The sequence below is a fragment of the Spirosoma oryzicola genome, assembly GCF_021233055.1.
Classification (GTDB): domain Bacteria; phylum Bacteroidota; class Bacteroidia; order Cytophagales; family Spirosomataceae; genus Spirosoma; species Spirosoma oryzicola.
In genome coordinates, this window is the sequence record NZ_CP089538.1 from 5,139,307 (window position 1) to 5,163,559 (window position 24,253).

General features: G+C 50.8%; 19 protein-coding genes. 8 read left to right on the top strand and 11 right to left on the bottom strand.

Annotation, left to right across the window (positions count from 1 at the left end; all coding sequences use genetic code 11):
- Positions 1 to 94 precede the first annotated feature (94 nt).
- Complete coding sequence (locus tag LQ777_RS21695; protein ID WP_232560030.1) at positions 95 to 1,678, top strand: DUF4394 domain-containing protein; 1,584 nt, start codon at positions 95 to 97, stop codon at positions 1,676 to 1,678.
- A 91-nt stretch (positions 1,679 to 1,769) separates the two neighbouring features.
- Here the strand turns inward: LQ777_RS21695 and carB are convergent, their stop codons facing one another.
- The gene (gene carB / locus LQ777_RS21700; protein ID WP_232560031.1) at positions 1,770 to 4,646 is read right to left on the bottom strand and encodes a carbamoyl-phosphate synthase large subunit; all 2,877 of its coding nucleotides are present in this window, start codon (positions 4,644 to 4,646) and stop codon (positions 1,770 to 1,772) included.
- Positions 4,647 to 4,927: 281 nt separating this feature from the next.
- On the opposite strand from carB, the gene LQ777_RS21705 reads away from it, so the two are divergent.
- Entirely contained in the window at positions 4,928 to 6,355 is a 1,428-nt protein-coding gene (locus LQ777_RS21705; RefSeq protein WP_232560032.1) for a hypothetical protein, read from the top strand.
- 63 nt (positions 6,356 to 6,418) lie between these two features.
- Here LQ777_RS21705 and LQ777_RS21710 read toward each other — a convergent pair whose 3' ends face one another.
- The 4 genes from LQ777_RS21710 to LQ777_RS21725 all read right to left on the bottom strand — a co-directional run bounded on the left by LQ777_RS21710 (position 6,419) and on the right by LQ777_RS21725 (position 11,222).
- On the bottom strand, positions 6,419 to 7,189 hold the full coding sequence (locus LQ777_RS21710) for a ferritin-like domain-containing protein (RefSeq protein WP_232560033.1): 771 nt from the start codon (positions 7,187 to 7,189) through the stop codon (positions 6,419 to 6,421).
- 12 nt (positions 7,190 to 7,201) lie between these two features.
- The gene (locus tag LQ777_RS21715) at positions 7,202 to 7,951 is read right to left on the bottom strand and encodes a ferritin-like domain-containing protein (RefSeq protein WP_232560034.1); all 750 of its coding nucleotides are present in this window, start codon (positions 7,949 to 7,951) and stop codon (positions 7,202 to 7,204) included.
- 239 nt (positions 7,952 to 8,190) lie between these two features.
- The gene (locus LQ777_RS21720) at positions 8,191 to 10,023 is read right to left on the bottom strand and encodes an ABC transporter ATP-binding protein (RefSeq protein ID WP_232560035.1); all 1,833 of its coding nucleotides are present in this window, start codon (positions 10,021 to 10,023) and stop codon (positions 8,191 to 8,193) included.
- Between the two features lie 104 nt (positions 10,024 to 10,127).
- A complete protein-coding gene (locus LQ777_RS21725) occupies positions 10,128 to 11,222 on the bottom strand; it encodes a glycosyltransferase family 4 protein (protein ID WP_232560036.1) in 1,095 nt (364 codons plus the stop codon).
- 103 nt (positions 11,223 to 11,325) lie between these two features.
- Here LQ777_RS21725 and hemE point away from each other — a divergent pair, with 103 nt between their 5' ends.
- A complete protein-coding gene (hemE, locus tag LQ777_RS21730) occupies positions 11,326 to 12,345 on the top strand; it encodes a uroporphyrinogen decarboxylase (RefSeq protein ID WP_232560037.1) in 1,020 nt (339 codons plus the stop codon).
- 80 nt (positions 12,346 to 12,425) lie between these two features.
- On the opposite strand, the gene LQ777_RS21735 is transcribed toward hemE, so the two are convergent.
- Positions 12,426 to 13,421 (bottom strand): bifunctional heptose 7-phosphate kinase/heptose 1-phosphate adenyltransferase, encoded by a 996-nt coding sequence (locus tag LQ777_RS21735; protein WP_232560038.1) that lies wholly within the window; start codon positions 13,419 to 13,421, stop codon positions 12,426 to 12,428.
- A 209-nt stretch (positions 13,422 to 13,630) separates the two neighbouring features.
- Here LQ777_RS21735 and LQ777_RS21740 point away from each other — a divergent pair, with 209 nt between their 5' ends.
- From LQ777_RS21740 to LQ777_RS21755, 4 genes are all read left to right on the top strand, one after another.
- Positions 13,631 to 15,112 carry a xylulokinase gene (locus LQ777_RS21740; protein WP_232560039.1) on the top strand — a complete coding sequence of 494 codons (1,482 nt, stop codon included), beginning with the start codon at positions 13,631 to 13,633 and terminating at the stop codon, positions 15,110 to 15,112.
- Positions 15,113 to 15,222: 110 nt separating this feature from the next.
- Positions 15,223 to 15,975 (top strand): hypothetical protein, encoded by a 753-nt coding sequence (locus tag LQ777_RS21745; protein ID WP_232560040.1) that lies wholly within the window; start codon positions 15,223 to 15,225, stop codon positions 15,973 to 15,975.
- An 88-nt stretch (positions 15,976 to 16,063) separates the two neighbouring features.
- Positions 16,064 to 17,404 (top strand): xylose isomerase, encoded by a 1,341-nt coding sequence (xylA, locus tag LQ777_RS21750; protein ID WP_232560041.1) that lies wholly within the window; start codon positions 16,064 to 16,066, stop codon positions 17,402 to 17,404.
- Between the two features lie 62 nt (positions 17,405 to 17,466).
- Positions 17,467 to 17,919, top strand: coding sequence for a nuclear transport factor 2 family protein (locus LQ777_RS21755; protein ID WP_232560042.1), 453 nt, complete (start codon positions 17,467 to 17,469; stop codon positions 17,917 to 17,919).
- A 14-nt stretch (positions 17,920 to 17,933) separates the two neighbouring features.
- Here the strand turns inward: LQ777_RS21755 and LQ777_RS21760 are convergent, their stop codons facing one another.
- On the bottom strand, positions 17,934 to 18,749 hold the full coding sequence (locus LQ777_RS21760) for an enoyl-CoA hydratase/isomerase family protein (protein WP_232560043.1): 816 nt from the start codon (positions 18,747 to 18,749) through the stop codon (positions 17,934 to 17,936).
- 105 nt (positions 18,750 to 18,854) lie between these two features.
- Here LQ777_RS21760 and LQ777_RS21765 point away from each other — a divergent pair, with 105 nt between their 5' ends.
- The gene (locus LQ777_RS21765) at positions 18,855 to 19,973 is read left to right on the top strand and encodes a T9SS type A sorting domain-containing protein (protein WP_232560044.1); all 1,119 of its coding nucleotides are present in this window, start codon (positions 18,855 to 18,857) and stop codon (positions 19,971 to 19,973) included.
- 1 nt (position 19,974) lies between these two features.
- On the opposite strand, the gene LQ777_RS21770 is transcribed toward LQ777_RS21765, so the two are convergent.
- The 4 genes from LQ777_RS21770 to ftsZ form a co-directional block, all read right to left on the bottom strand.
- Complete coding sequence (locus tag LQ777_RS21770; protein ID WP_232560045.1) at positions 19,975 to 20,949, bottom strand: radical SAM protein; 975 nt, start codon at positions 20,947 to 20,949, stop codon at positions 19,975 to 19,977.
- Between the two features lie 47 nt (positions 20,950 to 20,996).
- A complete protein-coding gene (gene accD / locus LQ777_RS21775; protein ID WP_232560046.1) occupies positions 20,997 to 21,839 on the bottom strand; it encodes an acetyl-CoA carboxylase, carboxyltransferase subunit beta in 843 nt (280 codons plus the stop codon).
- Positions 21,840 to 21,945: 106 nt separating this feature from the next.
- On the bottom strand, positions 21,946 to 22,644 hold the full coding sequence (locus LQ777_RS21780) for a DNA alkylation repair protein (RefSeq protein WP_232560047.1): 699 nt from the start codon (positions 22,642 to 22,644) through the stop codon (positions 21,946 to 21,948).
- 109 nt (positions 22,645 to 22,753) lie between these two features.
- The gene (gene ftsZ, locus LQ777_RS21785) at positions 22,754 to 24,208 is read right to left on the bottom strand and encodes a cell division protein FtsZ (protein ID WP_232560048.1); all 1,455 of its coding nucleotides are present in this window, start codon (positions 24,206 to 24,208) and stop codon (positions 22,754 to 22,756) included.
- Positions 24,209 to 24,253: the final 45 nt, after the last annotated feature.

Consider the following 24,253-nt stretch of genomic DNA (forward strand, 5'->3'; position numbering starts at 1 on the left):
TTAATCTTTTTTTAATCTAAACCAATCCAGCTGAGGTTCTTCACCGTATAACTCGTGCTGTTATAAGCGATTATGAAAACTTTTCCTTACTACTATGTTCAATAGCAAACCTTTCCGCATTCTGTTTGGAACGCTGGCGATTGGCTCCCTTGTAACACTCAACGCCTGCCGGGACACGCAAACCCAACTCGAACCAGCGAGTGCTTCTACGGCCAACGCCCGTCTGGCCGCTGATTACATGTTCTACGTGTTGACCGACAACAATCAGCTGCTAAAGCTAAACACGCAGAACCCTGGCGTAAACATGGGAACAATCAGCATCACGGGAATTTTAAACAATGAACGACTAGTATCTATTGATTTTCGGCCCGCCACCGGTCAGCTCTATGCGGTAAGTAATGGAAGCCGGATTTACGCGATCAACCTGACAAACGGCGCAGCAACAGCCCTCGGTTCAGGACCGTTTTCGCCCGGTATCAACGGGGATGTGGTAGGCTTCGATTTTAATCCAACTGTTGACCGTATCCGGTTAGTTACCAACCGAGGACAGAATTTACGCTTGAACCCAGAAACGGGGGCCGTGATGATTGTCGATGGCCCTATCAATGGTGTACCCAACGTAGCGGTTTCAGGAGTGGCTTACACGAACAATCGCTCGGGTGTTACGACAACGACGTTATATGACATTGACCCCGTAACCGACAAATTATACCGGCAGGACCCGCCAAACAACGGCACCCTGGTTGAAGTTGGCTCGCTGGGCGTTGATATTGCCGGTACGGGCAGCTTCGACATTGCTCCCGACGGCAGTGCTATCGCTACGCTGATCAGCGGTACGACTCAGGGACTTTATCAGGTCAACCTGACGAGTGGTCGCATCGAACGTTTGGGCGATCTGCCCGGCTCAACGAGTATTGTTGGTCTGGCCATTCCAACGGAACCCGTCGCTTATGCCATTGATCGGTTCAACAACCTGATTACTTTCAACCCAACATCTCCAGGCAGCTATGTATCAAAAACCCTGACGGGTCTGGCACCGAACGACATGATTTACGGAATCGATTTCCGGCCAGCGAACGGCCAGCTTTACGCCGTCAGTAACACGAGCCGCCTGTACACGATCAATACATCAAGTGGAGCAGCAACAATGGTAGGTTCGGGACCTTTCTCACCAGCAATAACCGGTACCGACGTTGGTTTTGATTTCAACCCAACCGTTGACCGCATTCGACTGGTCACTTCGTCTGGTCAGAATCTCCGGCTTAACCCCAATGACGGAACAGTAGCCGCTATCGATGGAACTTTAGCCTATACCTCCGGCTCCGGTAATGGTGCGATTACGGCAGCCGCCTACACTAACAACTTTGCGGGTGCAACCTCAACTGTACTGTACGATTTGGATTCTCAGCTTGACCGTCTCGTTCGGCAAGATCCGCCAAACAATGGTGGGCTGGTGACGGTAGGACAACTGGGCGTAAACATTGAAGGCGCTACGGGCTTCGATATTGGCGGCAGTAGCAATATGGCTTACGCACTGTTACGAACGGAGGTGCAGACGGGTTCTTCGGCGCAGCAGGTCACTAAAGTATACCAGATAAACCTGGGAACAGGACAGGCCACTGCGGTTGCTGATTTTCCTCTTCTGGCGCGGGCAATGGCCGTTGGTTTAGGCTTCTAAACGAACAGCGATTCGTCAACTAATCTGTAAACAAGAAGTGGTGTCGGTTTTGAGAAACCGACACCACTTCTTGTTTACAGATTAGCCTGCACTACCGGCTTAGATACAGATTCCGTTCAGCGTAGATCTTCTGGAAGAAATCGTCCGTCAGGTCATCGATGAAGTAGATTCCTTCGCCGGTCGACTTCATTTCGGGGCCGAGTTCCTTGTTTACGTTCGGGAACTTGCTGAACGAGAATACCGGAATCTTGATGGCGTAGCCTTTCTTGACCGGTTTAAATTCGAAGTCTTTTACCTTCTTGTCGCCCAGCATCACCTTCGTCGCGTAGTTTACGTACGGCTCCTGGTACGCCTTGCAGATAAACGGTACCGTCCGGCTGGCCCGTGGGTTCGCTTCGATAATGTAAACCACCTCGTCCTTGATGGCGAACTGAATGTTGATCAGACCAACCGTCTTGAGCGCCACCGCAATCTTCTTGGTGTGCTCTTCAATTTGCCGGATCACATTATCGCTTAGATCGAACGTCGGTAGCACCGCGTACGAGTCGCCCGAGTGAATGCCCGCCGGTTCGATATGCTCCATGATCCCGATGATGTACACATCTTCACCGTCGCAGATTGCGTCGGCTTCGGCTTCAATGGCATTCTCGAGGAAGTGGTCGAGCAGAATATTATTGTCTGGAATATCACTCAAAATCTTCATCACGTGCTGTTCAAGCTCGTTTTCGTTGATGACGATTTTCATGTTTTGTCCACCCAACACGTAGCTTGGACGAACCAGCAGCGGAAAGCCTAACTCTCGCGACAACTCAATAGCGGCTTCCGACTCCCGTACCGTTCCGAATTTCGGATACGGAATGTCGAGCTTGCGCAGCATGTCCGAGAAATGACCCCGATCTTCGGCCAGATCAAGCGCTTCCCAGCTTGTACCGATAATTTTGATTCCGTAGCGGGTCAGTTTCTCGGCCATCTTGAGTGCCGTTTGTCCACCCAGCTGCACGATCACACCTTCCGGCTGCTCATGCATGATGATCGCATGAACGTGTTCCCAGAAGACCGGCTCGAAGTACAGTTTGTCGGCAATGTCGGGATCAGTTGATACCGTTTCGGGGTTACAGTTGATCATGATCGTTTCGTAACCCGCTTCTTTTGCCGCCAACACCCCGTGAACACACGAGTAATCGAACTCAATTCCTTGTCCGATACGGTTTGGCCCCGACCCTAACACGACGATTTTTTTCCGATTCGACCGAATCGACTCGTTACCGGGCAGATCCGAAACGGGTTCTGGACGGTCGGTCGTGATCGGCAACTGGTTGTTGAACGTCGAGTAGTAGTACGGCGTACGGGCTTCGAACTCAGCTGCGCAGGTATCCACGCATTTGAACACGCGACGAATGTTGTGCTTCTGACGGTAGTCATAAATCTTGCTTTCTCTAACCTGCAACAGGTGAGCCAGCTGACGGTCGGCATACCCTTTTTGCTTGGCAATGCGCAGCAATTCAGGCGGCAGATCGTCCAGATCGTACTGTTCCATCTCGCGTTCCAGCTCGATCAACTCCTCGATCTGGTGTAGGAACCAGGGATCGATTTTAGTCAGCTGCTGAATCGTACGGAACGACATTCCGGCTTTAAACGCATCGTAAATATGGAACAGACGGTTCCAGCTCGGATGCGCCAGACTTTGGCGAAGCGCTTCCCGGTCGGCTAGTTCGCGACCGTCGGCACCGAGGCCATTCCGGCGAATCTCCAGCGACTGACAGGCTTTTTGCAAAGCCTCCTGGAAGTTGCGACCAATACCCATAGCCTCACCGACCGACTTCATCTGTAAGCCCAGCGAACGATCGGCACCCGGAAACTTGTCGAAGTTCCAGCGCGGCACTTTCACGATCACGTAGTCGATTGCTGGCTCGAAGAAGGCCGAGGTCGTACCCGTGATGGGGTTGATCAGTTCGTCGAGGTTATAACCAACGGCCATCTTGGCGGAAATCTTGGCGATAGGATAACCCGTCGCTTTCGAAGCCAGAGCTGACGAACGGCTTACCCGTGGGTTTACTTCGATGACGATGATTTCGTCGGTCTGCGGATTTACAGAGAACTGAATGTTACAGCCGCCCGCAAATTGTCCGATACCGCCCATAACCCGGATAGCCAGATCCCGCATTTGCTGATAAAGCGTGTCGGGCAGCGTCATCGCGGGCGCTACCGTGATCGAGTCACCGGTGTGAATACCCATCGGATCGAAGTTTTCGATCGAACAGATAATCACGAAGTTGCCGTTGTGGTCACGCAGCAACTCCAGCTCATACTCTTTCCAGCCCATCACACTTTGCTCGACCAGTACTTCGTGTACCGGCGACGCATGCAGACCGTTGGTCAGTGCTTTATCAAACTCTTCGGGGGTATTGACGAAGCCGCCACCCGTACCGCCAAGTGTAAACGACGGACGGATAACCAGCGGAAAGCCGATTTCCTGCGCAATTTCTTTTCCTTCGAGGAACGAGCGAGCCGTGCGGCCTTTGCACACACCCGCGCCCAGCTGAAGCATGAGCAACCGAAATTTCTCCCGGTCTTCTGTTGTCTCGATGGCGCGGATATCGACACCGATAATCTTTACACCGTATTTTTCCCAAATACCTGCCTTATCGCAGTCGATAGCCAGATTCAGTGCTGTTTGGCCACCCATTGTCGGCAGGACAGCGTCGATGGGCCGACCCATTTCCTGATGTTTCTTCAGGATTTCGACGATAGATTTTTTCTCCAGTGGCATCAGATAGACGTGATCGGCGTTGATCGGATCAGTCATAATTGTGGCCGGATTGGAGTTAATCAAGGCAACTTCAATACCTTCTTCCCGAATGGAACGGGCCGCTTGTGAACCGGCATAATCAAATTCACAGGCCTGTCCGATAACGATAGGGCCAGAACCGATAATAAGAACCGAGCGGATTTGAGCGTTTTTAGGCATTTTTCAGCAGGCAATGAACCGCACCGACGAATTTACCACAAGAGCAAATCGGGCGGTCCCGAATGGATGATGAACGGTTAACTAGTGACGAACGCAGGCTTATTGACAACCAAAGCAATGCAGGGTGGTCAAAAATCCTGCAAAATTAGGGGTTTACGAGCGAAAGGAAAAGGAGAATTTTAGAAACTGGTTAAACCACAGCGTATAAATCGGTCAGTAACTAAGAATAATTGAAAAATGAGGGCTCCGGACCTACCTTTGGATTAATCTGTTTTTAATGTATGCGCTCAACTTACTTTGCTTTCCAGGCTCTCTGTCTGTTCATTGGTGCGCTGTCGTTCAGCTGCGTACGCGATTTTCCCGCAACGGCACCTTATATGCCACCCACCGCACCAACCGACCCTCAGCCTCCGCAGACACAACCCGTCAATCCCAATCGCCTGTTTATCAACAACGACAAAGTCAAGCTTGCCATTGACCTGAACATGGGCGGTGCTATTGGTTACCTGTCTGAAGCAGGGAGTTCAGAGAACATGGTTAACAACTATGACCTGGGACGACAACTGCAAACATCCCTCTACGCGGGTCCTTACCCCTACTCAGTGAACGGAAAAGATCCGGTTTATTTCTGGCGTAACCTAGGCTGGAATCCGGTTCAAACGGGCGATTATTACAATCACCCGGCGCGGGTCGTCAGCTATCAGCAGGGACAAAATACGCTGTACGTTAAGACCATTCCGTTGATCTGGCCCCTTTTCGATGAACCAGCGGACTGTGTTATGGAGCATTGGATTGAGTTGCGCGACAACACGGTACACGTACGCAGCCGTACAACCGTCAACCGGGCAGACACCAATCAGTATGACGCCCGTACGCAGGAAATGCCCTGTGTTTACCTTAATGCACCGTGGTATCGCATGGTCACTTACAAGGGCAATCAACCTTTTACAAACGGTGCCGTTACCGAGCTGTCGGAGCGCGACATGATCAGTCATTATACCACCGAAAACTGGACGGCGCTGCTCAATGCCGAAGGGCGGGGTGTTGGTTTGTACCAACCCAATCAATTTCGGTTTAAAACAAACGGGTTTGGTTCAGGACGTGTCGGGAAGGAGTTCGATGTTGCCAGTTTCTACATGAACGCTGATGGGTTCATGCAAATCGATTACAACGGCGTTTATGAGTTTGAGTACACGCTGATACTTGGGTCACTGACCGACATTCGGCAGTATGTCTACAGCCAGCCCCGTCCCGAAACGGTTCCTAACTTCAAATTTACCAATGACCGTCAGGGCTGGTATTACTACAATGTTCATGACAAAGGCTGGCCCATCCAGAATGAACTGAACGTTCGTTGGCAGCGCGCAGATACGACTAAGGCTAACTTCCGGGTATGCAGCCCATTTGTTTACTGGAAGCCCACCGACGTGCCAAAAATCTACGTACAGGCCGCTTTTACCACAAAGGCAACTACGGCTCGGCTGGTTTGGCGCAAACCCGAAGATTACGATTTTCTGGACGGCCCGGATCGGCAGATCGACTTTCCGATTATCGGGGATGGCCAATTTCGAACGTATGAAATTACGCTGAACGGGCATGCCGGATGGAGCGGTATTATCAATCAGATTTGTTTGCTCAATCCACAAAACAACCTCGAAAAAGGGTCGGCTATGCGCCTGCGTAGCGTAACCGCTACACCAGTTCAATAAAAAAGTTGGGGAGTTAACCGAACTTGATCGGTAACTCCCCAACTTACTACTAACTCCACTAATTTACGCTAAGAACGGGGTAGCAATCGCCAACACCTGTGCTTTCGTGAGCGGCTCGTCAAATGCTTCCGTGACGCGGTTTACGTTTTGTTTGGTCAGTTCTACCAGATCTACACCACCCTGCATGCGAACGTCTTCACCCGCATAGACAGCAGCTGGTACTCCTTCAGCACCTACGATCCATCCACGACCACCGTTCAGGTAGCGAACTTTGGCTGCGTGCATCGCTTCTACCGAGTGAATCTGTAGCGCAATTGTCAGCACGTCTGGTGCGCTGATCAGGTTACCAGCCTGGCCTTTGTAAGCACGAACACCCGTATCTTCAAAAGCCTGAGCCAGCGTCAGGAACGTCCGGTAGTTCGAGAACGTATCTGGGAAAGCACCTTTAGCCGTGAAGTCGAAGTTAGGCTTCATAATAGCAGCACTACCCAGAGCCGATTTCAGCAACGCTACGTGTGCGTTTTCGTGCTTGGCGATCTGCTGGAACGTGTTCCATCCTTCCATACCCGTAATCAGACCACCGGTGGCCAGACCACGATTGTAGAATTCGGCTTCCAAGTATTCGAGCGTCAGCGCGAAATTAAGTACGTCAGCGACAGAGCTGTTCTGTGCGTATGCGTTGTTCAAGACCGCACCCAACGCTACGGGCGCTGCGGCTTTGATTGATTTTTTGAGTAGGTTTTGGAAAACGTGACGACGAGATACATGCGCTACCCGTTCGAATACGTCAGCATCAACCTTCTCAATTTCATTAAGTATGTTTTGTAGATTCATGGCTATTGGTGGTTATGCACGACGTCCGTTTTTACCGTTAAGAATTTCTTGAACATAAGGCCGAACGAGTGTCAACACTTCTTCCGGCGTCCGAGCTTCACCGAGTCCAGAAGCAGCCGCAACGATATCGTCACCGGCAAAAGACATGGTCTGTGGTTTGATCAGTTCACTGATAATGGCGGTATGGCGCGCTTCTACCGAAACGATTTTACCAGCAAGTATCAGATAGTCAGGCGTTGTGATGTATTTACCAGCACCATTGTAAGCAGAAACACCAATTGCTTCGAAAACGCGCGCTGTACCTAGAACTGACTCACGGCTGTTGAAGTTGATGCTGCTAAAGTTCGGCGTCAAACCAGGGATGGCTGCGCTGCCCAGAGCCGCTTTAAACAAATCGCGGTGGATGATCTCATGATCGCGGATGTCTGTCAGAATGGCTCTTTCATACCCGTTCATACCCATGTAAGGCATTTTAATCACCTCTGAGTAGAAAGCGGCTTCCAGTTGTTCCAGAGCGTACGCATAGTTCAGAACGTTTACGTCTTTGGAACCGATATCACCCAAGTCGATGGCTTCTCCGGCACGAGCTGAACCTCTAGCCGCAGTTGGATCAACAACTTGATCGTGACAAGCACTTAGTACAACACCTGCTGCTGCAGTAGCGCCGAGGTAGCGCATAAACACACGGCGTCCGAGAGCGGCCGAGGCTTTACCGGTCAGGCCCTGCGGGGTTACCGTTGGGTCGTTTGGTAGTTTTTCCATTGAGTGTATTAACTGTTTAGTGGAGTTATTTCCCGGTCATCGAGAAACTGACACTAACTACGCGGAAATGCACCCTACGGTTTTCGGCTTCTGAAATATTTTCGGGCTAATTTGAAGTTATTTGATCAAGTGGCACCAAAACAACCGCTTAATAACAATTTTCAACAGTAATTTAATGCAAAAAAATATCGGTAAATTACATACCTCGCTGTAAGCAACACCATTCCATGGCGACACTTTTATACATTTTGCATGGTGCTCAGCTTGCGGTAAAAGCCTTCATCTACCGTCAGTAGCTCATCATGCCGCCCCCGTTCAACAATACGTCCCTGATTCACCACCAAAATTTCGTCGGCATGTTGAATCGTGCTGAGTCGGTGGGCAATAACAAGCGTTGTCCGGTTAGCCATCAAACGCGTTAACGCTTCCTGGACTAGCTTTTCGGATTCAGTGTCAAGCGCCGAAGTGGCCTCATCGAGAATAAGAATCGGTGGATTTTTTAGAATAGCGCGGGCGATGCTGATGCGTTGCCGCTGCCCTCCCGATAGTTTTCCGCCCCGGTCACCGATAACCGTCTGGTAACCGTCCGGCTGGGCCATGATAAACTCATGGGCATTGGCAATCCGGGCGGCTTCCATCACGTCGGCTTCCGTAGTCGCACTACCGAATGCGATGTTGTTGAAAATCGTGTCGTTGAACAAAATGCTTTCCTGAGTCACGATACCCATCTGCGCCCGTAGGGATTCCATCGTACAATCGCGTAGATCGACGCCATCAATTAAAATTTGTCCGCCGGTTGGATCGTAAAAGCGGGGAACCAAGTCGGCGATGGTCGATTTTCCGCCACCCGACGCCCCGACCAGCGCAATCGTTTTGCCTTTAGGTAGATCAAAGGTAACATCACGCAAAACCGGCGTATCGGCGTTATAAGCAAACGATACGTTCCTGACCGAAATACTTTGCTGGAAATCACCCAATTTTACCGCACCCGGTTTATCCTGAACGACAGGAATTGTATCGATTAGCTCAAGCACCCGCTCGCCCGAAGCCAGGCCCCGCTGCGATCCACTAAACGCATTTGAAATATCTTTGGCTGGACGCGTTACCTGCGAAAAAATGGCGATGTAGGTAATAAACTCAGACGCCATCAGATCTGACTGCCCGCTCAATACCAGCGTGCCACCGTACAGCAGAATACCAGCAACGACAGCTACGCCCATAACTTCCGAGAAAGGCGAAGCCAGTTCACGCCGGTTTGCCAGCGACCGCACCGCATGCCGGTATCCTTCGTTTTCGCGCTGGAATTTATCCATGATGAACCCTTCGGCCACAAAGCCTTTCACCACGCGCATTCCCCCGAAGGTTTCGTCCAGCAAACTCACCAGACCGCTCAGCCGTTGTTGACCTTCCTGCGCATCACGCTTCATTTTACGAACCAACGTGGCAATAAAACCGCCCGAAACGGGGATGACAATGATGGCAAATAAGGTCAGCTTCACCGAAATGCTCAACAACGCAATGATGTAGCCGATCAGCAGAAATACTTCTTTCGACGCTGCCGAAAGCGAGTTGGCAATCGAATTTTCGACTTCCTGTACGTCGGTGGTGATGCGGGAAATAAGGTTCCCTTTTCGCTCATTGGAAAAAAACCCCAGGTGCAACCGAAGCGTCTGACCGAATACAGTCTCCCGCAGCTTGGCTACCATGCGCGCCTTGAACGACTCCAGTTGCCTAACCGACAAATATTTGAACACATTGCTGAGCAGTACCGACAGGACAATGACACCGCAGACGAATTGAAGCGTACCAATCTTCCCGTATTGCTCATAAACCTGGGCGAAATAGTAGTTGAATGCTGCCGTAGGCGATGTTATCAACGTTGGCGCTGGCTGACTCAGAAATTTTTGCATCTGCGCCGGATTCACCTGGTTGAACAGAATGCTCAGCAACGGAATCAGCAGCGTAAAATTCAACACACCGAACACGCTGGCGAACAGGGACGTTAGCACAAACGGCGCAAGAAAGCGGCCTAGCGGCTTAGCGAAAGAAAGTAATCGAAGGTATGTTTTCATGGCTTACACAAACTAGTATGAACCGGGATTTACAGGATTAGCGTGACCGGCTGTGCATTGATGTCCTTTCGGGACGCCCCGCTTTCGCATCAATGGCTTACCGCTTATACGAACTGTTCTCCGGCCACGATGCCTTTGTACAGGTTCCAGTACTCACTGGCTACGTTCGGCCAACTAAAACTGGCGGCCCGCCGGCGCAATCGCTCCTGCCGTAACGGGTTCTGACCGAAATCGTGAAGTCCGTCGTGGATCAGTTTCGCCATACTTTCTGGTTCAAAATTCTCAAAGTAGTACGCTTCTTTACCGCCTACTTCGGGCAAACTGGTTAGATCAGAAATAAACACAGGCTTGCCAAAGGTCATGGCTTCGGCTACCGGCAAACCGAATCCTTCGGACAGCGACGGAAACAGAAACGCGTCGCAGTGCGCGTAGAGCCACAGTTTGGTAGCTTCATCAACTGGGCCGGGCATGACGAGTCGATCAGCAACGCCGAGCTTCTGCGCCTGTTCGCGAATATGCTGCGCGTACGGATGGCGATCCGGTCCGGCTAATACCAGTCGGTAATCCGGGAACGCTTCGAGTAGCGGCAGCAGCGTATGAACGTTTTTCTTTGGATGGATAACGCCCACAAACAGAAAAAACGGTTTGTCATCGCCGGTCAGAAAAGCCGGTTGTAGTGCATCAGGTTGTACATCCTGCTCACTGACGGCAACACCGGTATACACGACTTTGAACGGTAACGTTTCGGGAATGCGCAAATGCTCCCGCACCACCGAAGCCGTATAGGCCGACCCAGCCGTCAGCAGCGTAGCCCGGTCAATTTTACGCTGAAGCCGCGCCAGTTTACGCGCTTTTTTTTCAACCGAATAGTCGGCTCGTTCCAAAAAATTTAAATCATAAATCGTCAGCATCAGTTTTGACCGTATGGGCAGGTATACCGAATCCTGGTGCAGACAGTGCCAAACATCATACCGGCCCACTTTAGGGTGAGGAGGAATCCAGAGTTTACGCTGCCACGATGCTTCAATGTAATCGACGGAATCGCCAAAAACTCCGGCCTGCCCTTTGGGCACCAGAAAGGTTATATTCCATGAGTCAGGACGCTGGCGAACTAACTCATGCCCTAAGTGCAGACAGACCTGACCAAGACCGCTATTTAAATCACGTAACCGTTCGGCGTCAATAAAAAGTGAAGGCATCCGATGTTTCCCTCTAACAAAATTTGATAACTAAGAAAGCACAAAATTAGTCAGACTAATTAGGATAATCAGACGAATCGCTGTTCAAGCCTATCTTTGTACCATGACTTTACAAAATGACTTATTTCTCCGCACGGCGCGGGGCGAATTAACCGAGCGCGTGCCGGTTTGGATGATGCGGCAGGCAGGTCGTGTGCTAGCCGAATACCGAGCCGTCCGGGAGCGGGCAGGCAGTTTTATTACGCTGGCCAAAACGCCCGAGCTGGCGGCTGAAGTAACGATCCAACCGGTCGATGCGTTCGGCGTTGATGCGGCTATCATTTTCTCCGATATTTTGGTCATACCCGAAGCCATGGGCCTTCCGTATGAGATGATCGAAAGTCGGGGACCCGTTTTTCCTGAAACGGTTCGCACGATGAGCGACTTAAGCCGGTTGCGCGTCGCCGATGCAGAAAGTGACCTGGGCTACGTGCTGGATGCGATCAAGCTGACCAAAAAAGAGCTGAATGGCCGGGTACCGCTGATCGGTTTTGCCGGAGCACCGTTCACCATTTTTTGCTACATGACCGAAGGTAAGGGTTCCAAGACGTTTTCGGTAGCGAAGAAGCTGCTGTATACCGACCCTGATTTTGCCCACGCCTTGCTTCAGCAGATTACCGACAGTACGATTGCTTATTTGCAGGCTCAGATACGGGCGGGTGCCGATTTGGTGCAGCTTTTTGATTCGTGGGCGGGTATTCTTTCGCCTGAACAGTACCGTACCTTCTCGTTGCCTTACCTCAAACAAATCTGTGATCTGATTACCGATGTACCCATAACGGTCTTTGCAAAAGGCGCTTTTTTTGCCCGGCAGGAAATCGGTCAGTTGAGTTGCGATGTGGTTGGTTTGGACTGGAACATGGACCCGCACGAATCCCGCCAATTGATTCCAGACCGCGTGCTGCAAGGCAACTTAGATCCGTGTGTTCTCTACGCCGATTTTGCGCAGATACGCGCCGAGGTCAAGCGTATGTTTGACGGATTCGGGCACCAGCATTACATTGCCAACCTGGGCCACGGCATTTATCCGGATACAGATCCCGACAAGGCGCGTTGCTTCGTGGATGCCGTAAAAGAAATGTAACGTGGACATTCTGTCCGCAGGTGAATAGATTTTGGGCTTCATTCTAGCCCGTTCTCTTCTCTGCGGACAGGATCTCCACGTTACAGGCATTCTTTGGCTTCTTCTTTTAATTGCGTTTTGTCAACCGGTACTACGCCGACGGATTCACAAACCAGCCCTCCGCCTAAATTGGATAATCCGGCGATGATAGCAGGTGATTGTTTCAGGGCTACGCAACAGGCGGCAATGCTGATGACGGTGTCGCCCGCCCCCGACACGTCGGCAATCTTGCGGATATGAGCAGGCAGTTTGTGCTTTTCACCGTTGAAGTCAATAAATACGCCCCGTTCCGAAAGCGTGATCAACGCTCCTTTTACGTTCAGTCTCGTTTTCAACTCGTCGACAGCCGACTCAAACTCATTGGCGTTATCTACGTCAAATTCGAGCTTTAATCCTTCGCGTAATTCTTTCAGATTTGGCTTGAATAATGTCGTATTTCGGTACGACAGAAAATTTCGTTTCTTTGGGTCAACGACCGTCGGAACCCCCTGCGCATTCGCAAAATCGGTAACTTCGGTAATCAATTCTTCGCTCAGAACGCCTTTATCGTAATCCTCGAAAATAACGACGTGACAGGTCGGAATCAGTTCTTTTATCTTGTTGATTAGCTGGCTGCGCTCGTTGGTAGTGATGTATTTGTCAGTTTCGGTATCGACCCGTACGATTTGTTGCGAACTCGCAATGATCCGTTCCTTGATGGTCGTGATTCGCTCGGCGCTGCGAATAAGTCCGTCGCAGTTCAACCCCCGGTCGCACAGTTCACCAACAAGCCGGTCACCGGGTTCGTCGGTTCCAATGACCGAACAGATAATTGCTTCGGCTCCCAAAGCCTGTACATTCAGCAATACGTTGCCCGCTCCACCAAGCCGCAATTCACGCCGGTCAACCGTAACGACGGGTACGGGTGCTTCGGGAGAGATACGCTCAACGCGCCCCCACACGTAAGAATCGAGCATGACATCGCCTATAATCAGGACGCGGAGTTTATCGAATTGGTCGAACAGTTCGTCGATGGTCATATCCAGGACCGGACTCATAGGCGCAATGGGCTTGTTTCAGGGTACAAAGAAACAAAAATCGCACCTGCTTTTCGAAATGAGTTGCTTAGTTTGAGGTAGTGGCACTGTGTTAATGTCTGTACGGATTGCGTATTTTGCATCGAAAAATGTTTTCGTTGATTTATCCATAGCTATACATAGCAGCTTGGGCTGATTTTTCGAAAACGATAAACCTCAACCCTGATTTCATGTATTTTATTGGCTTCGACTTAGGTAGTTCGTCCGTTAAAGCGTCTCTCGTTAACGCCGAAAGTGGTACAGCGGTGGCTTCCGCTTTTTTCCCCCAAACCGAAATGGCGATTGAAGCGCCCCAGCCGGGTTTTGCCGAGCAGCAGCCCGAAAACTGGTGGATCAACGCTTGTCTGGCCAGTAAATCCGTTTTACAGAAAGCCAATGTCCGGCCCGAAGACGTGAAAGCCATCGGCATTTCGTACCAGATGCACGGGCTGGTCGTTGTTGACAAAGCATTTAACGTACTGCGTCCGTCCATTATCTGGTGCGACAGCCGGGCGGTTCCCTTCGGCAATCGGGCGTTCGATGATCTCGGCCATGACCGCACGCTTCAACACCTGCTAAACTCACCGGGCAATTTCACGGCGGCCAAACTTGCCTGGGTGAAAGCGAACGAACCTGACGTGTACGCCGAAGTCCATAAGTTTATGCTTCCCGGCGATTATCTGGCGGCTCGGATGACCGGCGAGATCGTGACGACAGCCTCAGGTTTGTCGGAAGGTGTACTCTGGGATTTTCAGGCAGATCAACCAGCACAGTTTCTACTCGATTATTACGGGTTCGATTCGTCACTAATGGCAACCCTTAAACCAACGTTTGCGCCACAGGGTGAGCTTACGGCATCGGCAGCCAGCGAACTCGGCCTTGCGGCTGGCACACCCGTCACCTACCGCGCTGGTGACCAACCCAACAATGCGTTCTCCCTGAACGTACTGGAACCGGGCCAGATTGCGGCCACTGCCGGAACGTCGGGTGTTGTGTATGGTGTTAGTGATCAGCTCAGCTACGATCCAAAATCTCGGGTTAATACGTTTCTTCACGTCAGCCACACCAGCGCAGCTCCCCGATACGGCGTCCTGATGTGCGTCAATGGTACGGGCATTCTGAACAGTTGGTTACGCAACCAGGTCCTGCGCCGGTCGATCGGGTACGACGAGATGAACGTGCTGGCGCACGAAGCGCCCGTTGGAGCCGATGGTCTCATCTGTTTGCCGTTTGGAAATGGTGCCGAACGTATTCTCGAAAATGCGGATTTAGGAGCTTCGTTTCACGGGCTGCAACTAACGCGACATGGTTTACCCCATTTCATCCGGGCGGCCCAGGAAGGAATCGTATTCGCGTTCTATTACGGCATTCAGGTTATGGAAAGCGTAGGGGTTGGCCTACAAACCATCCGGGCGGGCGAAGCAAATATGTTCCTGAGTCCCCTTTTCCGCGATACCCTCGCCAATCTGACGGGAGCGGCTATCGAGCTATACAATACGGATGGTGCTCAGGGAGCCGCTCGGGGTGCAGGGTTAGGACTCGGCTATTACAAAAACGCGCAGGAAGCATTCGCGGGTTTACACGTGGTCAAAACTATTGAGCCCGATATGCGCGCTCAGGAAGGTTACCGGGACGCCTATGGGCGGTGGTTAGAGACGTTGGCCCGTAGTTAATCCAAAGACTGAATTTTGACGATAGCTAGCCGAAACAGAGTAGAATCGTTCTCTGACGTTATTTACTTAAGCCTACGCTTCGTAAACATAGCCGATACTGTCCTACTACCATGAAATCTTTACCCGCTTTACTTTTAGGCATGGCCCTATTGACAGGCTGTACGCGCAACGTTCAGGTCGTTACGCTACGGGGTAACAACGTTATGCCAACCACCAAAGGACTGGTTCTGGATAACGATACGTTGACGTTACAGTACGACTTTTCCAGTGAGCGTGGTCGGATGCATGTATCCGTAACCAATAAACTGAATCAACCGCTCTACATCGACTGGAAGCGGTCATCTCTGATCATTGGTCAGGAAAAAATTGATTACTGGCGCGACGTAGCCAATGTTCAGTTAACGTCCAGCGGTAATCCGTACAGCCGCTATTCGGTCCGATCAACCAGTGGTATCATCTCCAAGGAAGACCCGGTAAGTTTTATTCCGCCTAAAACCCGGATTGAAAAAAACCGGTTTGTCGTTGTTCCCAACGGTGCGCTGCGTTTATCGGGTACACCAGCCGTTGTGCAGGAAAAACCGAAATGGAACCCCGACCGCAAAAAGCCCGTCAATATCAATACGTTCACGTACGGTGATGACCAATCGCCTTTGACGTTCCGAAACTACCTTACCTTGTCAACCGATAAGGATTTTAAAACGGAATTTCATATTGACACCCAGTTCTGGGCATCCGATGTAAAAGTGATGCCGTATAATCAACTTGTTTCCGGACCAGTACGGCAGTCTGACGGGAGTTATTCCCAAACCCTTATTTTTAACAAGCCGGATGGTTTTTACGTACCCATCCCGCTACAGCAGTAAGAAACCCTATTCTTCTTTTTATTAGAGTTGCTATAATCCCAAGCGCTACTGACCTTTGGGAGTAATTTTTCTTAAAACCCAATAAAGCATGTCTGGTACGAACTTAACCCTCGGCGAAAAAATTTATTTCCCGTTTATTGAAAAACCGATTCAATTTGAAGGTCGCGAATCGGACAATCCGCTGGCTTTTAAATTTTACGATGCAAACCGGCCTATCCTGGGTACGCCCATGAAAGATCTGTTCCGGTTCGCTACCGCTTATTGGCATACCTTCTGTGGTACCGGTGGCGATCCTTTCGGCCCTGGCGTTAAACACTTCCCCTGGGACGAAAACTCGGATCGGCTGGCGGCTGCCCATGATAAGATGGATGCTGCCTTCGAGTTTATCACCAAAATCGGCATGGAGTACTACTGCTTCCACGATGTCGATGTCGCTCCCGAAGGCAATTCAAACGCCGAATTCGAAAAAAACTTCCGCGCCATTGTCGACTACGCCAAGCAAAAGCAGGCTGCCAGTGGTGTTAAGCTGTTGTGGGGTACGGCTAATTTGTTCTCGCACGAGCGCTACATGAACGGGGCGTCAACCAATCCGGACTTCCACGTGCTGGCTCACGGTGGCTGGCAGGTTAAGAACGCCATTGACGCAACCATCGAACTAGGCGGACGCGGTTACACATTCTGGGGTGGTCGCGAAGGCTACATGTCGCTACTGAACACCAACATGAAACGCGAGCAGGAACATTTGGGTAAGTTTCTCCAAATTAGCCGGGACTACGCCCGGAAGCAAGGCTTTACCGGTTCGTTCTACATCGAACCCAAGCCGATGGAGCCGACCAAGCACCAGTACGATTTCGACGCAGCTACGGTTGTCGGCTTCCTGAACCGCTTTGGCTTGCAGGACGATTTCGAGCTGAACCTTGAAACCAACCATGCTACACTGGCAAACCATACCTTCGCGCACGAATTGCAGGTAGCTGCCGACAACAACATGCTGGGTTCGATTGATGCGAACCGGGGCGACTACCAGAACGGCTGGGATACCGACCAGTTCCCGGTAGATGTATACGAGTTAACCGAAGCGATGCTGGTTATTCTGGAAGCGGGTGGTTTAAAGTCGGGCGGTGTCAACTTCGACGCTAAAACTCGTCGGAATTCTACCGATCTGGAAGATCTCTTTATCGCTCACATCGGCGGTATGGACACCTTTGCGCGGGCTGCGATTGCCGCTGAAGCCATTCTGGATAAATCGAAATACAAACAAATGCGCGCCGACCGCTACGCAAGCTACGACAGCGCTGAAGGTGCCCGTTTCGAGAAAGGTGAACTGACGCTGGAAGATTTGCGCGAGTATGCCTTGAACAACGGCGAACCGAAGCAGGTCAGCGGCAAGCAGGAGCTTTACGAGATGATCGTTAATCAATACATTTAGCCAATAGCCAGCTGGGCGTGCAACGCGTTGTACGCCCAGCATTTTACTTACCCGTACGCTTTATGAAGATCGTACTGCTTCTTCTAATAACCTTTATTTGTGGTTCGGCTATTGCACAGACTACCCCCGACGAATCAGCCGTTCGGGTGTCGGTCAATCAGTTGTTCGAAGGCATGAAAAAAGCAGACTCGACAATGCTCAAAGCTGTTTTTGCGCCGGGTGCCCGATTACAAACCGTCGTTAATAAGCAGGGAAACGTATCCGTGCAGGATGAAGCGATCGCTCAATTTATATCGTCTGTTGGCAAAGCGAAAGCCGGTGCGCTGGACGAACGCTTATCGAGCATGGAAATTAAAATTGACGGCGAACTGGCTACTGCCTGGACGCCCTACTCGTTTTATTACAACGGCCAGCAAAGTCACTGTGGTGTGAATGCCTTTACGCTGGTCAAGCTGGCGGGTACCTGGAAGATTCAAACGATCATCGACACCCGCCGAAAACAAAATTGTCCTTAACCAATTGACAGCACCTACGGATTCCAGTTGGGTTTTCGTTTCTCCAGAAAAGCAGCCATACCCTCTTTAGCGTCCGGCGTCTGCTGAAGCTGTCCAAACTGTTCGTATAAGTAAGCTTGCTGTTCACTAGACGGCAGGCTTTTTAGTTGTTGGTAAGCTCGTAAACCAAACTGCATCGCCGTTGGCGACAATTGCTTTAACTCGTCCAAAAGACCGGTGACAGTAGCGCCAAGCTCGGCAGCCGTTGCAAGGGTTGTAACCAGTCCGAACGCCAGTGCTTCAGCAGCCGAAAGTGTTCGAGCGCGCAGGCACAGATCGAGCGCCGTTCGGGCGGGCATTATATCGAGCAAAACAGCCATCACCTGAAACGGGAATAAACCTCGCTTTACCTCTGGCAAACTAAACGTAGCCGACTCCACAGCAACAACGTACGTACTTGCTCCTACCAACAAAAAACCGCCTGCGTATACCGGACCCTGTACCCGCGCAATGCATGGTTTACACAACTGAGCCATCAACTCGCCTAGGCGAACCGGGCCGGACGGCGCGGGCACAGTAGCTTGTTCCGTATCACCCACCGATAATGCTTTTAAATCCATTCCGGCGCAGAACGTGTCGCCGGATGCGGCTAATACAACGATCCAGACCTCGGGTGTATGATGGGCGTAAGCCAACGCAAATGCCAACTCATGGAGCATGGGCGGATGCAATGCATTTTTCTTTTCAGGCCGGTTGAGCGTGATGGTCATCACATGATCCTCAAGCGAGGTGATCAGGTATCGAAAGCCGTTGACGGGCAACTGAGCGACTTGATCGGCCGTATATAGCATGATGAAAGAATTGAAATATACCGTTTAAAAACATTCACTTTTCAACTATACAAGAATGTAAGCTTTACGAGTTATTCGAATAACAACGCCAACGCTCAACCTTCCATGAAAACAATTACGATTCTACTCCTCGTGGTTTGTAGCATCCGCACGTCCTACGCTACTCACCTGCTCGGCGGCTACATTCAGGTAAAACCAGTTGCTGGCTCGACGCTAACGTACGAAATAACAGCAACACTGTATTTGGACGAAATACGAGGTACCGCTGCCGCTAGTGCGATGAGTAGTTTGTCCTTGTGCTTTGGTGATGGGCAAAGCGCGGAGGTATTTCGGCAAAGCCGAATTCTATCTACGAACAAAGAAAATAGCGTTAATACGTATCGAATGGTTCACACTTATTCGGGTCCTAGCACATACACCGTGTCAACTGCCATCGTGAACCGAACTCCATCCCTTAACATTCCTAACAGCTCTACGGAACAGGAGCCCCTTACGCTTTCAACGACTTTTTTAACCACCGGCCTCTCAAACCAGACGCCAAACTTATCTGTTTCCCTAACTAATTTTACAATAGGGCTAAATCAGCGAGCTACGTTATCGTTACAAGCGACAGACACTGAAGGCGACAGCCTGGTGTATGCCCTGACTCGACCGCTGACCAGTGCGTCCGGTACTGGCTGTACATATCGTGCAGTGACAGCCTATCAATTCCCGAATGACCTTTCTCGTCAAGGTACCTTTAAGCTAAACAGCCGAACCGGTGAGCTTATTTGGGACGCGCCAACACAACAGGGCTACTTTAGCGTAGCGATCACGGTGAGCGAATACCGCAACGGTGTGTTGATCAGCCAGACACGCGAAGAAATTCCGTTGATCGTCGTTGACAGACCCGGCACACCCAGCGTTATTCCACCGTACGAACCGGCCCTGACAGGAACGGTCGTTACGGGGTTGCCTGAATACCGCGATGAAGATGTATCGTTCTCGGTGTTCCCAAATCCAGTCGAAGATCGCTTGCAGGTACTGATACAAACCAGTAATCCGAGTACGGTTTCACTTCAGCTAATCGACGCTGGCGGACGAAAATTGCACGAAATAGCCTTCCGCAAAGCGGCTCGTCAGCATGAACAGGTTATTGGGATGGGTAGCCTTTCACCGGGTGTATACCTGCTTCAGGCGACGATAGCGGGCCGGATAATGGTTCAGAAAATTCTTAAGAAGTAAACTAAAACAGTTGTTTCCAGGTGCCTTTTACCCAATTGTACTTAAGCGTGCTGGGCAAGGCTTTCCACCAGTATTTATTGACTTCTACGGCAAAGGAAGGCTGCATATAGCAGTTGATCACGCAGCCCTCGCAGGCAGGTAATCTCCCTTCCAGCGCTACTAGCTGTTGTACTTCGCTGGAGCGATACAGATCATACAATTGTCCATCGATAGCAAAGTCTTTCAGGCCCAGATGATAGCAGGGCAAGACTAATTTATTCTCAGGAGAAATAACCAGCGTGGTACTGCCCGCTTTACAAACGGGCTTGTCGATGTGATTGCCTCCGTCAAGGCGAAGTTGCACGAACGCGTCGTTCAGGTAAACGTTTTTCTGACCTCCCCACCACGACAACTCATTGAGCGCATGGTTGGATAAGCTACCCGTTTCGACCGAATTGTAATCAAAGACCGGATTTAAGATCAGTACCAGATCGTTGGGCAGACAGATTTCGTCGCGCATCTGCCGAATTTGGGACACGTTCCGTTCAAATACCGTAAACAGAATGTCAGGCCGTTCGCCCAGCTGTCGGGCGAGCTTAATTGACTCCATTACCTTGTCGAAGCAACGTACACCGCGCGATTGGTTGTGCTCGGCAGCGACGGGCGAATCGAGCGAAAAGTGAAGCATATCGACCAGACCCCGCAGCCGTTCGGCGTATTTGGGATACAGGAGCCCGTTGGTCGTAACGGTAGTGATCAGACCTAGTTTCTTGGCTTCCTGAAGCAGTTCGGGCAGTTGACGATGCAGCAGCGGTTCGCCACCCGTAAAGTCAACCACCCGAACCCCTAATTTCTTTAGATCACGCAGATTTTGTCGTGCATTTTCCAGCGTAACGTACGGCGAAGGCCGCTCCCATATATCGCAAAAACTACAGGTGGCGTTACAGCGGTACGTCACGTAGTAATTGCACAAAACCGGATGAGAAACGATACGCATGTTAGGAAACGGGGAGCACGGGGTACTAGCACATCCCCTCTCCCAGACTATTCCAGCATTCGGAACAGGTTAGTTAGCTTTTCTTTCAGGTCTTTCCGGTCAACGATGAAATCCAGAAAGCCATGATCAAGTACGAACTCGGCGCTTTGGAATCCTTTAGGAAGATCCTTACCAATGGTTTCCCGAATAACCCGTGGGCCGGCAAAACCAATTAATGCCTCCGGTTCCGCAATGTTGAAATCGCCCAGCATAGCGTACGAAGCCGTGACGCCACCCGTTGTTGGGTCGGTTAGCAGCGATACGTACGGCAATTTAGCTTCGGACAGCAACGCTAGCTTGGCAGATGTCTTGGCCATCTGCATCAGCGAGAAGCCCGCTTCCATCATGCGCGCTCCCCCCGACCGAGAAACCATGAGGAACGGTGTTTTATTCCGAATGGCATGATCAATGGCCCGCGCAATTTTTTCGCCGACAACCGACCCCATTGAACCACCGATAAAGTTGAAATCCATCACCGCCATCGTGACGGTCCGGCCATTTACCGGGCCATGAGCCGTACGAACAGCGTCTTTCAAGCCCGTTTTGGCAATGGTTGTTTTGATCCGATCCGGATACGCCTTTGTATCGACAAACTTCAGCGGATCGCCGGAAGTCATGTTTTCGTCGAGTTCGGTAAATTCGTTCTCATCGAAGAGGATCGAGAAATAAGCCTCCGAACCGATTTTTTCGTGATAATTACAATGAACGCAGGTGTACGCGTTAAGCTTATGCTCGCGCGTGTGCATTACTTTTTTACAGTTTGGGCATTGATACCACAGACCGTCGGGAGCTTCCCGCTTCAGTTCGGTTGGGGTCTGAATACCCTTATCTTTTCGGACGAACCAAGACATAGTCTAAGTTTACAGTTGATAGCTTGCCGTCAGGCAGACCAGTTTTTTAGTTGACAGTGCCAATATAAAGCGTAAAGATACGAAGACCAACGACCAATTCTCCCATTTACAGCGTTAGATAATACTTCCGCCGGGCTGGTTCGAACTTCTCGATGGCATAACGAAGGGTTGTACGCGGTATTTGGCGAACAGTATCGTGTAAAAATTCGTCAAGCGCTTCCGTATTTCGTTTGCCAACTTCTCGTAACATCCAGCCAATCGCTTTGTGAATAAGATCATGTTTGTGCGCTAATAACAACTTCGCAATGGCAAATGTGTCGGCAAACTGCCCCGCCCGAATAAACGTAAACGTCGAAACAATGGCAATCCGCTGGCTCCACAGGTGATCTTCACGGGCTAAATCGTACAACACAGCGCGATCACTTTGCAGCAAAGGCCGCCCAACAAGATGCGGGCAGGTTACATCAATCAAATCCCAGTTGTTGACATACCGTCGATTGGTCAGATAATGCTCCATCAAAACCTGCTGCTGCACAGGGCCCGCTTTTCGAGCCTGATAGACCCAAATCAACAAGCCAACCATCCGCATTTCGTGAAATGGCTCGTGCAGTAGGTTTTCCACCTCTTCAGTCGGGCAATGTAAATACAGCTTCGCGATAGCGTGTTGCTGAGGCATCGACAGCCCCAAGAACTGGTCGCCTTCGCCATACTGGCCGGGTTTTGTTTTAAAGAAACCAGCTAATATACGGGCACGCTCCGCATCGGCCTGATCCAAAATAGCCTTTTTTATATCAGCGTAAGTCACGGTTTTTTGAGCAGCTTGATGTGTTTGAGCTCATTGATGCTCACTCGTAGGCTTAAAAAGCAAAAGGGCTTTCTGAGTAGAGAGCCCTTTTGCTTTTCTTGAAACGCAACTAATCGTTGAGCTTCGACCGTACAAATTCGTTTTCGGGTAACATCGGCATTTGGTACAATACCGTTTTGTTGCGCTCAAACGTTGGCCGGTCAAGATCGGAGGCAGAATACTGTCCCTTCATAAATGTATCGATAGTACGTCGGATCAGTTCAGCGTCATCGTACCGTTCTTCGTCATCCAACACCAAGGTTCCGCCGTCATCATGCGTTGGGTGAAACCCATTGATTGGCTCAGGTCTGATAATAGTCGTTCCGTTCAGGCTGGTCGGTGTCAATTGCCGCTCATCAACTTTCGCGGTCATCGTTACCGGCTCCGGAGCAGCAACCTCGGCTTCCGCTTCAACAGGCTCTAGTTCGTCCACTGGCAACGCCTGGTCCTGCGCCAGTGCATCTTCTACGGTAGTGCCCGACTCATCAACTTCTTCCGGTACAATCGCTTCTTCTGCTTCAGGCTCTACCGGGCTTTTGAGCTGCTCCATAAGCGCGTTTGTACCGTCGAACCCGGCCGCAATAATGGTTACGCGCAGACTTTCGCCCAGATTTTTATCCGTAATAGCACCGAATTTAAACATCCGGGCTTCGGCCTGAATTTTCTTGGCAACGTGCTCCGAAATAGCCATTTGCTCTTTCAGCTTCATGGCGTGTTCCTTACTCGACGAAATAGTAAGCAGAATTCGCTTGGCACCCCGAATGTCGTGATCGTTGAGCAAAGGCGAATTAAGTGCCGCTTCAATGGCCTTAACCGCCCGGTCTTCACCACTCGCTTCGGCAGAGCCCATCACCGACTGCCCAGCGCTTTCCAGCACTTTTTTAACGTCGGCAAAGTCAGCGTTGATATCCCCTTGAGTCGTGATGATTTCTGCAATACTCTTTACCGCATTAGCCAGCACATCATCGGCATGCGCGTAAGCATCCGTCCAGGTTAGTTCACTGTATAGCTCCGCAAGCTTATCGTTAAGGACAACGAGAACGGTATCGCAGCTTTTCTTTAGCCTTTCAATCCCTTCTCGTGCCTGTTCTTTCTTATCAGTTCCTTCAAAGTAATAAGGAGCAGTAACAACGGCTACCGTTAGTAGCCCCATTTCCCGCGCCACTTCGGCTACGACCGGAGCCGCACCCGTACCTGTACCGCCACCCATACCTGCCGTAATGAAAACCATTTTGGTTGGCGGAGCCAGCAGGTTACGGATTTCTTCAATGCTGGCCCGGGCCGCATCTTCACCGGCTTTAGCCTCGGTACCGGCTCCCAGTCCATCACCCAGTTGTAATTTGGTCGGCACAGGATTACTCATCAGAGCCTGGCGATCCGTATTACAAACGGCGAAGTTTACATCCTTCATCTCAAGGTTATACATGTGCTTGACCGCATTTCCGCCCATGCCGCCTACGCCCACAACCTTGATTATGGTTGGATTGTCATCTGGTATTTCGAATCTATAGCCCTGACTCAGCATCTTATTCGATGGTATCTTTTTGTGTAAATTAACAAAACTGCCTGT

Excerpts from the sequence above, each read along its gene's own strand:
- LQ777_RS21695 (WP_232560030.1), top strand. The coding sequence starts at position 95 with ATGTTCAATAGCAAACCTTTCCGCATTCTGTTTGGAACGCTGGCGATT.
- LQ777_RS21725 (WP_232560036.1), bottom strand. The coding sequence starts at position 11,222 with ATGCCTTCACTTTTTATTGACGCCGAACGGTTACGTGATTTAAATAGC.
- LQ777_RS21745 (WP_232560040.1), top strand. The coding sequence starts at position 15,223 with ATGAAATCTTTACCCGCTTTACTTTTAGGCATGGCCCTATTGACAGGC.
- carB (WP_232560031.1), bottom strand. The coding sequence starts at position 4,646 with ATGCCTAAAAACGCTCAAATCCGCTCGGTTCTTATTATCGGTTCTGGC.
- ftsZ (WP_232560048.1), bottom strand. The coding sequence starts at position 24,208 with ATGCTGAGTCAGGGCTATAGATTCGAAATACCAGATGACAATCCAACC.
- LQ777_RS21770 (WP_232560045.1), bottom strand. The coding sequence starts at position 20,949 with ATGCGTATCGTTTCTCATCCGGTTTTGTGCAATTACTACGTGACGTAC.
- LQ777_RS21760 (WP_232560043.1), bottom strand. The coding sequence starts at position 18,749 with ATGCTATATACGGCCGATCAAGTCGCTCAGTTGCCCGTCAACGGCTTT.
- hemE (WP_232560037.1), top strand. The coding sequence starts at position 11,326 with ATGACTTTACAAAATGACTTATTTCTCCGCACGGCGCGGGGCGAATTA.
- LQ777_RS21710 (WP_232560033.1), bottom strand. The coding sequence starts at position 7,189 with ATGAATCTACAAAACATACTTAATGAAATTGAGAAGGTTGATGCTGAC.
- xylA (WP_232560041.1), top strand. The coding sequence starts at position 16,064 with ATGTCTGGTACGAACTTAACCCTCGGCGAAAAAATTTATTTCCCGTTT.
- LQ777_RS21715 (WP_232560034.1), bottom strand. The coding sequence starts at position 7,951 with ATGGAAAAACTACCAAACGACCCAACGGTAACCCCGCAGGGCCTGACC.
- LQ777_RS21765 (WP_232560044.1), top strand. The coding sequence starts at position 18,855 with ATGAAAACAATTACGATTCTACTCCTCGTGGTTTGTAGCATCCGCACG.
- LQ777_RS21740 (WP_232560039.1), top strand. The coding sequence starts at position 13,631 with ATGTATTTTATTGGCTTCGACTTAGGTAGTTCGTCCGTTAAAGCGTCT.
- LQ777_RS21735 (WP_232560038.1), bottom strand. The coding sequence starts at position 13,421 with ATGAGTCCGGTCCTGGATATGACCATCGACGAACTGTTCGACCAATTC.
- LQ777_RS21720 (WP_232560035.1), bottom strand. The coding sequence starts at position 10,023 with ATGAAAACATACCTTCGATTACTTTCTTTCGCTAAGCCGCTAGGCCGC.
- LQ777_RS21755 (WP_232560042.1), top strand. The coding sequence starts at position 17,467 with ATGAAGATCGTACTGCTTCTTCTAATAACCTTTATTTGTGGTTCGGCT.
- LQ777_RS21705 (WP_232560032.1), top strand. The coding sequence starts at position 4,928 with ATGCGCTCAACTTACTTTGCTTTCCAGGCTCTCTGTCTGTTCATTGGT.
- accD (WP_232560046.1), bottom strand. The coding sequence starts at position 21,839 with ATGTCTTGGTTCGTCCGAAAAGATAAGGGTATTCAGACCCCAACCGAA.